Raw genomic sequence first — 12,234 nt, forward strand, 5'->3', positions numbered from 1 at the left:
AGCGATGCAAAATTTGTCGCAATAGGCCCAGCCCGGCTAAGGTTGCTGGATAACCTAGCCGGAGTTACCCGAATGCGGTTCTGCTGCCTGTTGCTTGCGTTGCTGTCGCTGCCCTTCGCCCACGCTGAGTCTGCCACACCCGTGGTGGGCGGATGGACCTTGGTCGATCAGTTCGATCGCGCCTATACCCTGGATGACAGAACCCAAGTGGTCCTCATCGCCCGCAGCTTTTCCACTGCGCGCATGGTCAACCGCGCCATCGAGCAGGCGCCTGCCGGCTATCTAGACGAGCGCGCGGTGGTGTTCGTGGCCGACATCGCGCAAGTGCCCAGCATGGCGCAGGCGGTGCTAATTCCGTCCATGCGCTCAGCCAAGTACCGGATTCTGCTGGATCGTGAAGGGCGTGTGGCCGAGCGCTATGCAGGTGACCGCGACCAGGTTCAATGGCTGCAGTTGCAAGGTGGGCAGGTGGTGAGTGAGCGCAGGTTCACTGACTCCGCAGCGCTGAATCAGGCATTGGCTGAGCTTAAATAACCTTGATCATCCGGTGTTGACTCTGCCAGAGGACGCACAACCTCCAGGATTCAAGCTAGGCAGCCGGAACGGCCGGGCTGCAACGCAGCCCCGGCAGTATCAGCTACGCAGCCGATAGCCTGAGTTCCGCTGCACGCCTCTTCAGTCACCGCTTCGGCGCCCCGCCAGCGCCTGGACCACCTGCTCGGTGCCCGTCGTCAGCCCCGCCACGGCATCCTCGGCGTCGCTGTCGACTACCACCAGCTTCGCGCCGCTGGCCTCGATTATCTCAGCGAGCGCCGCATCGGGCTGCCGATGATCCAACACCAGCGCCACGTCCTGCTCCTTGAGTGTATCGGCCAATGCCTTGAGCGCCACCGCGTCCCATTTGCCGTCGGTGGGCAGCGGTTGCTCCACCACATCCAGGTTCAAACCACTGGCCAAGTATCCCAGGCGATCGGACAGGCTGACCACGCTGAGGTTGTCAGCCTCGGCCAGTTGCACCTGGCTGTTGGCGGTCAGTGTCAGCAACCGACGCTTGAGTTGCGCAAGGTTGTGCTGAATCGCTGACTTGTCGGCCGGCGCCAGACGTTCCAGGTCATTGGCCACGACATCGGCCATGCGCCCAAGATTGGTCGGATGCAGCCACGGGTACGCGGCATAGGCGTCGTCACCGTTCACCGCGATACCCGGCAAGGCGCCGTCGACCGGGCGCGCCGCGTCGATCTCGACGATGCGGATATTGCTGCGCCGCGCCAGTGGATACAGCGGATCGTCGCGCCAAATCGAACGCACGCCGATCACCGCATCGGCCTGTTGTGCCGCCTTGGCCAGGCCGGCGGCGCCACGGCTGCTGAAGTACGAGGGCTGGCGGCTGGCCGGCAAGCTTGCAGGCGCTGCGCGGGTGAGCTGCACGGCGGTGCCCTCGAGCAAGGTGCTGGCCAGGCTATGGGTCACCGGCAAGGTGGTCAGTACCTGCGTGGCCGAGGCCAGCATGGGCAGGCCGGCGAGAGTGAGGGCGATAGTCAGGTGCTTCAGGTTCATGCCGGGTTTCCTTGCAAGCGTGGAACGAGGGCGCGGGCCAATGCGGCGAGGGCGAAGCAGATGCCAGCGACCAGGATGATCGCGGCACCCGATGGCACCGGCAGGTCCAGAACGATTGGCAGCAGGATGCCCAGCAAGGTGCTCAACGTGGCAATCACCACCGACACGAAGAAGAACCCCTTTAGCGATTGGCTAACCAGGCGTGCGGCGGCGGCCGGGATCACCAGCAAGGCACCGACCAGGATGGCTCCGATCACCTTGACCGCTGCGACTGTCACCAAGGTCACCAGCACCACGAACAGGTAGTCCAGGGTCTTCACCGCGACCCCGCGTACGGCAGCCAGTTGCGGATTGAAGCTCGCGAGCATGATGCGGTTGTACAGCGGCAAGGCCAAGGCCAGCACCAGCACAGCGACGATGCCCAGGACCACCAGGTCTTGCCCGCTGACAGTCAGCACCGAACCGAACAGCACGTTTTCGAGGATGTGCACGTTGATCTTGCCTGCGAGCATCAACAGCAGGCTCGCGCCAAGGGCCAGGGATACCGAAAGGAACACGCCGATCAAGGTGTCCGGCGACAGCCCCGTGCGGTTGCGCAGAAAGTTGAGCAGAATGCCGAACAGCAGGCAGTAGCCGAACAGGCTGCCGTAGGGGCCGGTGTAGGGCTCGCCGAGCAGGATGCCGATGGCCACGCCGGTCAGCGCCGCATGGCCCACCGCCTCGGAGAAGAAGGCAAAGCGCTTGACCACCACCAAGGTGCCCAGCCCGCCGAGCACCGGCCCGATCATCAAGCCTGCGAGCAAGGCGTTGACCACGAAACCATAGGCCAGGGCCTCTGGCAGGTAACCGGCGCCGGCCCATTCCTGAATCAGCTGGCGAAATGCGTCGAAACTCATCAGGCAAGGCTCTCGCTGCGTGGGTGAACGGAAAACAGCCCGAGCAGCCGCTCGGGCGTCAGGGCTTCGGCTGGCGGGGCGTCGAACAACACCTGGCGACTCAGGCCGGTGACCCGGTCGGCCAGGCGCAGCACCGCCTCCAGGTCGTGTTCGATCCACAGCACCGTGGTACCTGCCTGGCGCCAGCTGTGCAGCAGCTGCTCGAACACCTGAATGCCCGCTTCATCGAGCGCCGACATCGGCTCATCGAGCACCAGCAATTGCGGTTCGGGAATCAAGCCTTGGGCCAGCAGCACACGCTGGCGTTCGCCGCCAGACAGCGCACCCATGCGGCGCTTGCGCTTGTCGAGCATGCCGACCCGCGCCAGTGCTGCATCGATCGCCGGCTGCACGCGCCGCGACAGGCCAAGGAAGGCCGGACGACGCTGGCACATGGCGGCCATGAAGTCGTCCACGGTCATCGGCAACCCACGGTCGAATTCCAGCGCTTGCGGTACGTAGCCGATGACCTGTTGATCGCCAGGCCAGTGCAGGGTCAGCTGACCCTGATGCGGCATCTGCCCGAGCAGCGTCTTGATCAGCGAGCTTTTGCCACCGCCATTGGGTCCGACGATGGCATGCACGCTGCCGGCCTCGACCGCGAAGTGCACCTGTTCGAGGATGCGCGTGCGGCCCAGGGTCAGGTCGATGCCGGCGAACTCGATGCGCGGCCCGGCGGCCAGGCGCAATTGAGCGGCGGCGGTCATGCGCGGTTCTCCTGAATGGCGCGCACCACGGTGTCGAGGTTGCGCTGCATCTCGACCTCGTACTTGTCCTTGGTGTACTCGCCATAGGAGATATGCGTCAGCGGATACAGGCGCACCCCCGACTCGCGCTGGATGGTTTCGACGTACGCCGAGGGGAAGTCCATCTCCGAGAAGATCACCTTGACGTCCAGCGCCTTGAGTTGGTCGATGGTTTTTTTCAGCTGTGCCGGGCTTGGTTCGATGCCGTGGGCCGGCTCGACCACAGCGGTTACCTCAAGACCGAAATCGCGCACCAGATAGTCATAGGCCGCGTGGATGGTGGCGACCCGGAACGTCGCTGCCGGCGCTTCGGTGACCTTGGCCAGGGCCTCGGCGCGCAAGGTGCGCAGGCGCTTGGCATAGGCGCGGGCATTTTGTGTGTAGAAGCGGGCGTTTTCCGGGTCGAGCTTGCCCAGCTCGCGGGCGATGTTGTTGACCTGGGCGATGGTGGTGCTGATCGACAGGAACGTATGCGGATTGACCACCTTGCCGGCACCGCGCGCAGCGATACCAGTGGCGGCCAGCAACGGCACGTTCTGGTTGGCCTCGATGGTGGCGATGGCGGGTTTTTCACTGGCGGCGATCATGCGGTCAGCGAAGTCGTCATGACCGACGCCGTTGAGTACGATCACGTCCAGCGTGCCGATCCGCTTGATATCTTCGGCGCGCGGCTCGTAGGCATGCGGGTTGAAGCCTGCAGGGATCAGCGGGACGACCTCGGCCTTGTCACCGACGATGTTGCTGACGTAACTGTAATAGGGGTGCAGGGTGATGCCGACGCGCAGGGGCTTGCCTGTGTCGGCCATGGCCAGTGCCGGCAGGGCGCAGGCCAGGAGCAGGGCGAGGGTTTTGCGAAACATGGGAAATCCTTGGGTTCAATGGCGGTGTTCGCGGGTGACCCCGGCGTCGTAGTGGCTGACCACCTGCTGCCAGCCCGCATCGATCAGGGCTGCTGGCTCGAAGGTCGTGATTGGATCGGCTGCGCCATCGCGGCGTAGCCAAATGTCGACCTCGCCGGTGGTGTCGTGCGGCACGATCATCAGAAAGCTGCCCGCCACTCGCGGCGCCTGGCTGTGGCCCAGGTAAGCGCCGCTGGGCAGCCACTGCCAGTGATGGTCACCGCGGCTCTGGCTGCCCGCGTCGTCCACGAACGGCGGCAGCGCTTCGCCGGCCAAGGTGGCGACGCTGGGCACGCTGCCGGTGTCCTCGCGCAGCAGCTGAATTTCATCGAAGGCCACCCTCAGGTCGGTGTAGATGCCCTGTTCGGCGGCGCTCAAGTCGCGGCGCGCGTCGATCTGGTGGCCGGCGATGGTTTGTTCGTCCTGGCGCTCACCGCGCAGCATGACCACGCTGGCGGAGAGGGCGACGATCAACAGGCTGATCAGCAACACGTAGAGCGTCTCATGGCCAGCACCGGCCGGGCGTACCACTTGGCTGTGGTGAGGGGTGGGGCGGTTCATGGCAGCGCGGCTCATGGTTGGGCGATGTCGGCGTGGTCGACTTCTACCACGTGACCAGGGCCTGCATCGAACAGTACATAGAACTCCCCATCGGGGCGCTTGAAAGTCAGGCTCGAGTCATCGCCGAGCTTGCCGCCCACTAGCACTTGTTCGTCGTAGCCGATGACATCGAGCGTCACTCCCGGGGCACCACTGCCATCGGAAAAGCCGCCCGTGCACTTGACCTGCCCGCCCGCGAGCTCTTCGCACTCGCACATCGGGTTGTGGGCCAGCGCCGGGCCGGCAGCAAGCATCAGCAGGGGCAGGGCGAGCCTGCGCATCAGGTGTTTCATGGTTTGCCTCCTTGTTTTTCAAGCCAGGCGAGGGTCGCCGGCGATGCCTTGGCCAATGGCACCGACGCCTGGTGCATGCTGCCGTCCCAGCCTTCGATGGTGATCCAGATCTGCGCGTCGGTACGGGTGCGTGGCGGGATCGGCAGGTTGGTGATCATGCGGTACGGCGCGCCAAAGAAGATCGTGCCCGCCGCCCGCAGGCTGCGCGGCTTGCCGATACGCAGGTAGACCGCCTTGACGTCATTCACGCAGGCTTTGCACAGCGCGGCGTTGAACAGCTTGAAATGGCCGGCAGGTCCGTCGGCGCGGGGTGCTTCGTCACGCAGTTCGGCCAGGTCCAGGCTGTAGGGGCCTACGGCGATGGCGCTGATCGGGTTGGCGCCGAGCCCGGCGTCGCCGCGGAACAGTTTGGCGTCGGCAAAATACTTGGGCATGAAGCCCAGGGGTATGAGGATCAGCAGGATGTTGAGGTGAAAGCGCCACTTCAGCCACCAGCTTTTCAACGAGCGAGGCGGCACAGCATGTGTCTGGTTCATGGCTGCACCTCCAGGCGGCTGGGCTCAGCCGCAACCCGCGGCCCCCGTTCGCTGCGCTTGAGGGCGGCGGCGGTGGCCTGGGCCGTGCGCTTGGTCCAGATCAACAGGCCGCTGAACACCATCAAGGTCAACACCAGGCCGAAGAAGAACCACACCAGCTTGATCACCAGGCCGCCGAAGTCGCCGGTGTGCAGCGGGCGCATGGATTCGGTGACGAATTCCAGGGCGGAGCGGTCGCTGAGCAGGAACTGGCTGTCGACGGCGCGCGTATAAGGGTTGACCGAAGCGCTCTGGAACATCAGCGGATACCAGCCGCGTCCGCCCATTTCGATATGGCTATAGGCAGTCGCCGGCAGCGACACCGAGGTGATGTCCAGGCTCGGTATGGCCAAGCCAGCGATTCGCGCTGCCTCGTCCAGGTCGATGCGCGGCGCCGGGCCGCCATCGCTGCTCTGTGGCACCTGCTCGCGGGCGATCACCGGCACGATCGGTTCGCTGGAGATGGTGATCTGGTTATCGAACAGGATCGCCCGAATCAGGAACCAGATACTGGTGATGGATATCACGGCAATGAACCAGATCGACCACACCCCGGCCAGGCGGTGCACGTCGCCCCAGAAGATCCGTGCACCCTGGCCCAGGCGCACCGGTTTGAAGAAGCCCTTCCAGAACTTCTTGTACACCACAAGGCCGGTCACCAGCGATGCCAGCATCGGCAAGCCGAGCAGCGACACCATGTACCAGCCCCAGCTGAAACCGCTGGTGAAGGGCACCAGCCACCAGCCGTGCAGGGCGCGGGTGAACGCCTCGAAGTTGAAGTCAGGCATCTTGCCCTGGATGACCCCGGTATACGGGTTGACATAGAGCGTAGGGCTCGAGCCATCGGCTCGGGTGACGTCGACGCGCAGGGCGAAGTGCGAGCCGTCGGGTTGGCTGATCGAGTTGATCGCCATGTCCGGCTCGGCCTGGTGCAAGGCATCGAAGACCTGCTGGAAGCTCAAGCGCTGCGTGGCACCGTCAGGCTTGCTGGCGCGCACATCCGGGTTGGCCAGCCAGACGATCTCCTGGCTGACCACGGCGAGCATGCCGGTGAAGCAGACGATCAGCACGAAGAACCAGATCGGCAGGGCGAGCCAGCTGTGCACCAGAAACCACAGCTTGGACTTGGATTTTTTCGGTGATTTGGCCATCGGTCATTCTTCAAGAAAAGGGGCGAACACAGGCCCAACCAACAGGGGCTGTTCTTGAGAAGACGAATGAGAATGGAAATCTTGCGAGATTAAATGCAAGCAAATATTTCAAAGGCCCGGGCAAGCAGGGCGCTCGAAGCGCCCTGCTGCCTGCAGGCCTCGGCTATGCGCTGGTCAGCGCCAGCGGCGCCTGGACCGCGCCGTGTTGGCAGGCCAGGTCGCGGTGCAGCGCTCGTGCGATCTCTGCGGCGCGCGAAGGCAGCACCGACAGCAGGGTATCGCTCAGGCCGTGGCTGTTTTCACAGAAGCCTTGCAGGTACACCGATGCCTGCAGCTCAGGGCCGGCCAGCAAGCGGTAATTGCGGTCGACGTTGAAGTCCTCCACGTAATCGGCCAAGGGCGCCAACAGCTCGCGGTGAGAGCGGCGCTCGTAGCCCGTGGCGAGGATCACCGCATCGTAGCGGTGGGTCTGCTGCTGACCGGTGGCCAGGTCGCGCAGGGTCAGTTCGATGCCATCGCGTGTGGCCACCACTGCTTCCACCTGGCGCCGACACAGTACGTTATGGCGGAACTGATGGGCCACTTTCTGCCGGTAGAGAATGCCGTAGATCCGCTCGATCAGGTCGAGATCGACCACCGAATAGTTGGTGTTGTGGTATTCACCGAGCAACTTCGCGCGCTGGTCGGCCGGCTCGTTGTAGACCAGGTCGGTGTAGTCCGGCGAGAAGATCTCGTTGACGAACGGGCTGTCGTCGGCGGGTTTAAGGGCAGAACCGCGCAGAATCATGTCGACCTTGACCGACGGGTAGCTGTCGTTGAGGTCAATGAACGCCTCGGCCGCGCTCTGGCCGGAGCCCAGGACAGCAATGCGCATGGGTTTGCCAGCGGTGCAGGGCAGCTTGCTCAGGCTGCTGAGGTACTGGGAATGGTGAAATACCCGCGGATCGTCCTTGAAGGCACCGAACTTCTCGGGGATCTTCGGTGTGCCGCCGCTGCCCACCACCACCGAACGGGTCAAGCGGCTGAATTCGCGGCCCTGGGCATCGCGCGACACCAGGCGCAGGTGCTGGACGCGACCCTCCTTGAGCTCAGGTTCGATGCGCAGTACCTGCTCGCCGTACACCGCCTGGTTGGCGAAATGCTCGGCAGCCCAGCGCAGGTAGTCGTTGTACTCCAGGCGGCAGGGATAGAACGTGCCCAGGTTGATGAAATCGGCCAGGCGCTGCTTCTGGTGCAGGTAGTTGACGAAGCTGTAGGGGCTGGTCGGGTTGCGCAGCGAGACCAAGTCCTTGAGGAAGGAAATCTGCAGCTCGCTTTGCGTGGCCAGGGTTTCACCGTGCCAGCGGTATTCCTCCTGCTTGTCGATGAACAGCGCGTCGAGGGCATGACCTTGGGTCTGGGCGAGTTCTTCCAGGGCGATGGCCAAGGCCAGATTGGACGGGCCGAAGCCTACGCCGATCAAGTCCTTGATGATTTCCGTGTGTGCAGGCTGGCTCATGGCTGCGATTCCATAAAGGGTCGAATGTGGGCGCATGCCGTAGCTCCGGCGCCTGCGCTTGTACATTGGGTGGAACGAGCCAAGGGAAAGGTAATTTACTGCCAGCCGGGTGCACGCTAAAGCTCTGCGCCCCTCGGTCGATATGCTGGTCAACGCAAGGACCCACTGCACGGCAGGGAGACAAAAATGGTTGGTATCGCAGCAGTCAACATCAGCAACAATGCGGCCCAGGCACTGGGTAGTGCCCAGGCCGCAGACAGCGAAAAGGCCACGGCGGCCGGGTCGAAACTGCACGTCGACACCGGCAAGGTCCGCGGCGACGGCCAGGCCCAGGCGACCAAAGGTACCCAGGACAGCAGCGCCAGTGATGAGCCTGCGCACATCAAGCAGCTACGCGAAATGATCAAGAAACTGCAAAAGCAGCTGACCGAGGAGCAGAAGCAATTGGCCAGCCTGATGGCGCAGAAGGGCGACGATCCCACCCGTCTGGCGGCCATCACCGCCAAACAGGCCAGCATCGCCACCTTGGCAGGCGAGATCATGACGGCCACCGGGCAACTGCTCGAGGCGCTGCAGAAGAGTGGCGGCAGCAGCGCGGGTAGTGTGGTCAACACCCAGGCTTGACGCGGGTAGCGAGCGGCCTGTCGGTGCTGGGGCAATGATCGGACGCGAGGCTCAGTCCGCAGCGACGCGTCCCTTGCCCTGCCGGTCGGACTTGTACTGCATGGCCACCGCCGGCGCTGGCTTGGCGGCACCGGTTTCCAGCCACTGGCGCAGGCGGCTGGCGTCGGCGAAGTGGGTGTACTTGCCAAAGGCGTCGAGAATAACCATGGCTACCGGGCGGTTGTCCATCTTGGTCAACAGCACCAGGCAGTGCCCAGCCTCGTTGGTGAAACCGGTCTTGGTCAGGCTGATGTCCCAATTGCTCTTGTTCACCAGATGATCAGTGTTACGAAAGCCCAAGGTGTAGTTGGGCTTGCGGAACGCCACGGTCTTTTCCCGGGTGGTCGACAGTTGGCTGAGCAGTGGGTATTTGCGCGAGGCCAGCAGCAGTTTGGCCAGGTCCCGCGCACTGGAGACGTTCTGCGTCGATAACCCGGTCGGCTCGACGTAGCGGGTGTGCGCCATGCCCAGTGCACGGGCTTTGGCGTTCATGGCCTTGATGAACGCCGGATAGCCGCCTGGGTAATGGTTGGCCAGCGAGGTGGCCGCGCGGTTTTCCGATGACATCAAGGTGATCAACAGGGTTTCGCGCCGATTCAACTCACTGCCCAGGCGTACCCGTGAATACACCCCGCGCATGTCCGGGTTGTTGGCGATGGTCATGGTGAGCATTTCGTCCATCGGCAGCTTGGCGTCCAGCACCACCATCGCAGTCATCAGTTTGGTCACCGAGGCGATCGGTACCACGCGATCGGCATGGCTTGAATACAGCTCCTGATTGGTGTTGAGGTCGATCAGCAGGGCACTGCCCGATGCCAGGTGCAATTTGGACGGGTCACGCTGGACCTTGGCCGGGGGTTGAGCAGCAGCGGTCGACGGCAGCGTCGCGGTACCTGTGAGCAACAGCAGCAGGCTGAGTATGGACAGGGATGTTTTCACAATGAGGCTCACTAAAGGTTGGTATGTCGTTGGCTGTGCAAGGGTTTTCCCCCAAAAAACCGCTGCATTCTGGAGTATGGCTCAACGGCTGTCGAATGCCTTATATCCAAAGGGCTAAACGTGAAGGAAATTTAATCCTGTACCCATTTTGTACCCATTACGTCACCTCACGCCGGGCGAGATAAGCCCAATAGTTTGGCCATAGTCAGTTGGCATAGATAGGCTGGCTGTCGCACTGGGCGGCGAATTGCTTCGCTGCAACCGTGCGGCCAAAAAGGGTAAGCGGCCTGGGTGCTGGCATGGATGACTTGCGCTGCCATGAGGCTGCGGCAGGTAGCTGTTGATCAGCTAACCGGAATGCGGGATTCGCCGAGCCCGCGCAGCATTTGGCGCCGCTCGGCGAGTTTCTCCATGAAGCTTAAATGCTGCTTATCCCGACCTCAGCGCAGTATGACGCTGCCGCGCTCTCGATCAACGCAATGTTCTTGTTGGCCCGCGACAACAGGAACCATCCCAGGGCAATCATTATGATCCCTGGAATAATCAGAAAGAGCATGGGTATTCCCAGCGCAATGCAACACCATCCGATGAGCTTGAGAAACTTTGCGCCTTTGAGCAGCATGTTTTTCTGCGCAAAAACCGCATCAGGGTCTTTGGACCCCAGCATCTTGAAACTCCCCACGATTTCCCGCTCGCTTGTCATCCACATGAGGCGTACAGCTCCTTTTTACGTCCAATGAAACGGTATTCGTCGTAGGCGTGTCCGGCTTTGCGCGTCACGGTTTAGCCGTCTTCTGGCAAAACAGACGTCGCAAGCGCTTGAAAAGTCGCCGGAGAATAATCATGGAAGCCACGTCGATCAAGCTTTCAAGCGAAGCGTCTTGGGCAATGCAGCACCCATTCATGCAGCGGGCACCGCCGGCGTCTTATCTTGCAGCTCGGTTCTATTCCCTGTTTTGTACAGGTGCCGTTGATTTGCATGCCTGAAGAAGGTTGATGCTGTGGACGGCATGCAACCGCTCCCCCCTGTTCTGCCAGGCAAAAAAAGACCCACCAAAAGGTGGGTCGCAAAGGGCGTAGGGAGCAACGCACAACAAATTCGGTCAAGCGATGAAACAATCGGCCTGCAGCTGCTCGGCCAGGGCCTGGGCGCTGGCGCGGCTGGCCAGCGGGCCGCTCACCGGCTCGCCATTGCTGACCAGGTACCAACAGGCCAGCAGGCCTTGCGCACGCAGCGCGGCAGGGACGGCAGTGCCGACGACGGACATGATCTGGATAGTGGTCATGGGGACCTCCTGTAAACGTGGGCCTACCTTACCCAGCAGCCGTCGGCGTTTGAAATCAACACGCTCAATAGTGCTCATTAGTTTTATCAACGGTCTCAGGTGACGAGCACTGCCAACGCCTGTCTGCGGGCCTTGTTACTATGACAACGACCTGTGTAAAACAAGCACAGGGAAAGGGTAAAGGTTGTGTAAGGTAAGCCTGGCGGTCGGCGTGGCCCGGCGCAGTGGTGGTGGGTATCTAGAAGAAGGAGCGATTCATGGCGGTCACCCCCAGCAGAGACACCGTGTTGTGTATTTCCCTGGCGGGACGGCCAGGTACGTTCGGCGTGCGTTTTCACAATCACCTGTACCAGCAGCTCGGGCTGGACTTCTACTACAAGGCCATGACCACCGATGACCTGCCGGCGGCCGTGGCAGGTATCCGTGCCTTGGGCATTCGCGGCTGCGGGGTGTCGATGCCGTACAAGGAGGCCTGCATGGCCCTGGTCGATGAAATCGACCCATCGGCAGCGGCAATCGAGTCGATCAACACGCTGGTGAACGAGGCAGGGCGCCTGAAGGCCTATAACACCGATTATCTGGCGGTTCGGCAATTGCTCGAGCAGCATGCAGTCGATCCTGATACCGCATTTGCCTTGCGCGGCAGTGGCGGCATGGCCAAGGCAGTGGCCTGCGCGTTGCGCGATGCTGGCTTTGCCGAGGGCATCATCGTGGCACGCAACGAGCAGGCTGGGCGGCAGTTGGCCGATGTCTGCGGATACCGCTGGGTGGCGGAGCTGGGTGACCTGTGCCCGCCGATGCTGGTAAACGTCACGCCGATCGGCATGGCCGGTGGGCCGGAGGCGGAGCAACTGGCCTTCAGCGACACTGCCATCACGGCTGCCGAGCGCGTCTTCGACGTGGTCGCGATGCCCGCGCAGACGCCCTTGATCCGCCGCGCCCAGGCGCTGGGCAAACCGGTGATCACGGGCTTGGAAGTCATCGCCTTGCAGGCCCTGGAGCAATTCGTGCTGTATACCGGCGTCAGGCCAACCCCGGAACAAGTCGATGCGGCGGTGGCTTACGCGCGCGCCGCATCGGTGAGTTGATTGC

General features: G+C 62.7%; 15 protein-coding genes. 3 read left to right on the forward strand and 12 right to left on the reverse strand.

What is annotated here, in order from left to right:
- Positions 1–72: 72 nt before the first annotated feature.
- Positions 73–534, forward strand: coding sequence for a hypothetical protein (locus tag FS665_RS02430; protein WP_145182822.1), 462 nt, complete (start codon positions 73–75; stop codon positions 532–534).
- A gap of 141 nt (positions 535–675) precedes the next feature.
- Here FS665_RS02430 and FS665_RS02435 read toward each other — a convergent pair whose 3' ends face one another.
- The 9 genes from FS665_RS02435 to FS665_RS02475 all read right to left on the reverse strand — a co-directional run bounded on the left by FS665_RS02435 (position 676) and on the right by FS665_RS02475 (position 8,254).
- Complete coding sequence (locus tag FS665_RS02435; RefSeq protein ID WP_145182825.1) at positions 676–1,557, reverse strand: metal ABC transporter solute-binding protein, Zn/Mn family; 882 nt, start codon at positions 1,555–1,557, stop codon at positions 676–678.
- Positions 1,554–2,453, reverse strand: a complete 900-nt coding sequence (locus tag FS665_RS02440) for a metal ABC transporter permease (protein ID WP_145182828.1) — start codon at positions 2,451–2,453, stop codon at positions 1,554–1,556. The genes FS665_RS02435 and FS665_RS02440 overlap by 4 nt, the downstream gene beginning before the upstream one ends.
- Positions 2,453–3,199 carry a metal ABC transporter ATP-binding protein gene (locus FS665_RS02445; protein WP_145182831.1) on the reverse strand — a complete coding sequence of 249 codons (747 nt, stop codon included), beginning with the start codon at positions 3,197–3,199 and terminating at the stop codon, positions 2,453–2,455. The genes FS665_RS02440 and FS665_RS02445 overlap by 1 nt, the downstream gene beginning before the upstream one ends.
- On the reverse strand, positions 3,196–4,098 hold the full coding sequence (locus FS665_RS02450; RefSeq protein WP_145182834.1) for a metal ABC transporter substrate-binding protein: 903 nt from the start codon (positions 4,096–4,098) through the stop codon (positions 3,196–3,198). The genes FS665_RS02445 and FS665_RS02450 overlap by 4 nt, the downstream gene beginning before the upstream one ends.
- A 15-nt stretch (positions 4,099–4,113) precedes the next feature.
- A complete protein-coding gene (locus FS665_RS02455; protein ID WP_145182837.1) occupies positions 4,114–4,698 on the reverse strand; it encodes a DUF6162 family protein in 585 nt (194 codons plus the stop codon).
- Between the two features lie 11 nt (positions 4,699–4,709).
- On the reverse strand, positions 4,710–5,030 hold the full coding sequence (locus FS665_RS02460) for a hypothetical protein (RefSeq protein ID WP_145182840.1): 321 nt from the start codon (positions 5,028–5,030) through the stop codon (positions 4,710–4,712).
- Complete coding sequence (locus FS665_RS02465; RefSeq protein WP_145182843.1) at positions 5,027–5,566, reverse strand: thiamine pyrophosphate-binding protein; 540 nt, start codon at positions 5,564–5,566, stop codon at positions 5,027–5,029. Before FS665_RS02465 ends, FS665_RS02460 begins: the two co-directional genes overlap by 4 nt.
- Entirely contained in the window at positions 5,563–6,756 is a 1,194-nt protein-coding gene (locus FS665_RS02470) for a PepSY domain-containing protein (RefSeq protein WP_145182846.1), read from the reverse strand. Before FS665_RS02470 ends, FS665_RS02465 begins: the two co-directional genes overlap by 4 nt.
- A gap of 163 nt (positions 6,757–6,919) precedes the next feature.
- Positions 6,920–8,254, reverse strand: a complete 1,335-nt coding sequence (locus FS665_RS02475) for a lysine N(6)-hydroxylase/L-ornithine N(5)-oxygenase family protein (protein ID WP_145182850.1) — start codon at positions 8,252–8,254, stop codon at positions 6,920–6,922.
- Positions 8,255–8,440: 186 nt separating this feature from the next.
- Here FS665_RS02475 and FS665_RS02480 point away from each other — a divergent pair, with 186 nt between their 5' ends.
- Positions 8,441–8,878, forward strand: a complete 438-nt coding sequence (locus tag FS665_RS02480; protein WP_145182853.1) for a hypothetical protein — start codon at positions 8,441–8,443, stop codon at positions 8,876–8,878.
- A 51-nt stretch (positions 8,879–8,929) separates the two neighbouring features.
- Here FS665_RS02480 and pbpG read toward each other — a convergent pair whose 3' ends face one another.
- The 3 genes from pbpG to FS665_RS02495 all read right to left on the reverse strand — a co-directional run bounded on the left by pbpG (position 8,930) and on the right by FS665_RS02495 (position 11,142).
- Positions 8,930–9,856: a D-alanyl-D-alanine endopeptidase gene (pbpG, locus tag FS665_RS02485; protein ID WP_145182855.1), complete on the reverse strand. Its 927-nt coding sequence runs from the start codon at positions 9,854–9,856 to the stop codon at positions 8,930–8,932.
- Positions 9,857–10,274: 418 nt separating this feature from the next.
- Positions 10,275–10,565, reverse strand: coding sequence for a hypothetical protein (locus tag FS665_RS02490; protein WP_145182858.1), 291 nt, complete (start codon positions 10,563–10,565; stop codon positions 10,275–10,277).
- Between the two features lie 394 nt (positions 10,566–10,959).
- On the reverse strand, positions 10,960–11,142 hold the full coding sequence (locus FS665_RS02495; protein WP_145182861.1) for a hypothetical protein: 183 nt from the start codon (positions 11,140–11,142) through the stop codon (positions 10,960–10,962).
- Between the two features lie 257 nt (positions 11,143–11,399).
- Between FS665_RS02495 and FS665_RS02500 the strand changes: the two genes are divergently transcribed.
- Complete coding sequence (locus tag FS665_RS02500; RefSeq protein ID WP_145182863.1) at positions 11,400–12,230, forward strand: shikimate 5-dehydrogenase; 831 nt, start codon at positions 11,400–11,402, stop codon at positions 12,228–12,230.
- Positions 12,231–12,234: the final 4 nt, after the last annotated feature.

Source organism: Pseudomonas sp. URMO17WK12:I11 (assembly GCF_007677725.1).
Classification (GTDB): Bacteria; Pseudomonadota; Gammaproteobacteria; order Pseudomonadales; family Pseudomonadaceae; genus Aquipseudomonas.

Coding starts and splice junctions, on each gene's coding strand:
- FS665_RS02430 (WP_145182822.1), top strand. CDS start 73: ATGCGGTTCTGCTGCCTGTTGCTTGCGTTGCTGTCGCTGCCCTTCGCC.
- FS665_RS02435 (WP_145182825.1), bottom strand. CDS start 1,557: ATGAACCTGAAGCACCTGACTATCGCCCTCACTCTCGCCGGCCTGCCC.
- FS665_RS02440 (WP_145182828.1), bottom strand. CDS start 2,453: ATGAGTTTCGACGCATTTCGCCAGCTGATTCAGGAATGGGCCGGCGCC.
- FS665_RS02445 (WP_145182831.1), bottom strand. CDS start 3,199: ATGACCGCCGCCGCTCAATTGCGCCTGGCCGCCGGGCCGCGCATCGAG.
- FS665_RS02450 (WP_145182834.1), bottom strand. CDS start 4,098: ATGTTTCGCAAAACCCTCGCCCTGCTCCTGGCCTGCGCCCTGCCGGCA.
- FS665_RS02455 (WP_145182837.1), bottom strand. CDS start 4,698: ATGAACCGCCCCACCCCTCACCACAGCCAAGTGGTACGCCCGGCCGGT.
- FS665_RS02460 (WP_145182840.1), bottom strand. CDS start 5,030: ATGAAACACCTGATGCGCAGGCTCGCCCTGCCCCTGCTGATGCTTGCT.
- FS665_RS02465 (WP_145182843.1), bottom strand. CDS start 5,566: ATGAACCAGACACATGCTGTGCCGCCTCGCTCGTTGAAAAGCTGGTGG.
- FS665_RS02470 (WP_145182846.1), bottom strand. CDS start 6,756: ATGGCCAAATCACCGAAAAAATCCAAGTCCAAGCTGTGGTTTCTGGTG.
- FS665_RS02475 (WP_145182850.1), bottom strand. CDS start 8,254: ATGAGCCAGCCTGCACACACGGAAATCATCAAGGACTTGATCGGCGTA.
- FS665_RS02480 (WP_145182853.1), top strand. CDS start 8,441: ATGGTTGGTATCGCAGCAGTCAACATCAGCAACAATGCGGCCCAGGCA.
- FS665_RS02490 (WP_145182858.1), bottom strand. CDS start 10,565: ATGTGGATGACAAGCGAGCGGGAAATCGTGGGGAGTTTCAAGATGCTG.
- FS665_RS02495 (WP_145182861.1), bottom strand. CDS start 11,142: ATGACCACTATCCAGATCATGTCCGTCGTCGGCACTGCCGTCCCTGCC.
- FS665_RS02500 (WP_145182863.1), top strand. CDS start 11,400: ATGGCGGTCACCCCCAGCAGAGACACCGTGTTGTGTATTTCCCTGGCG.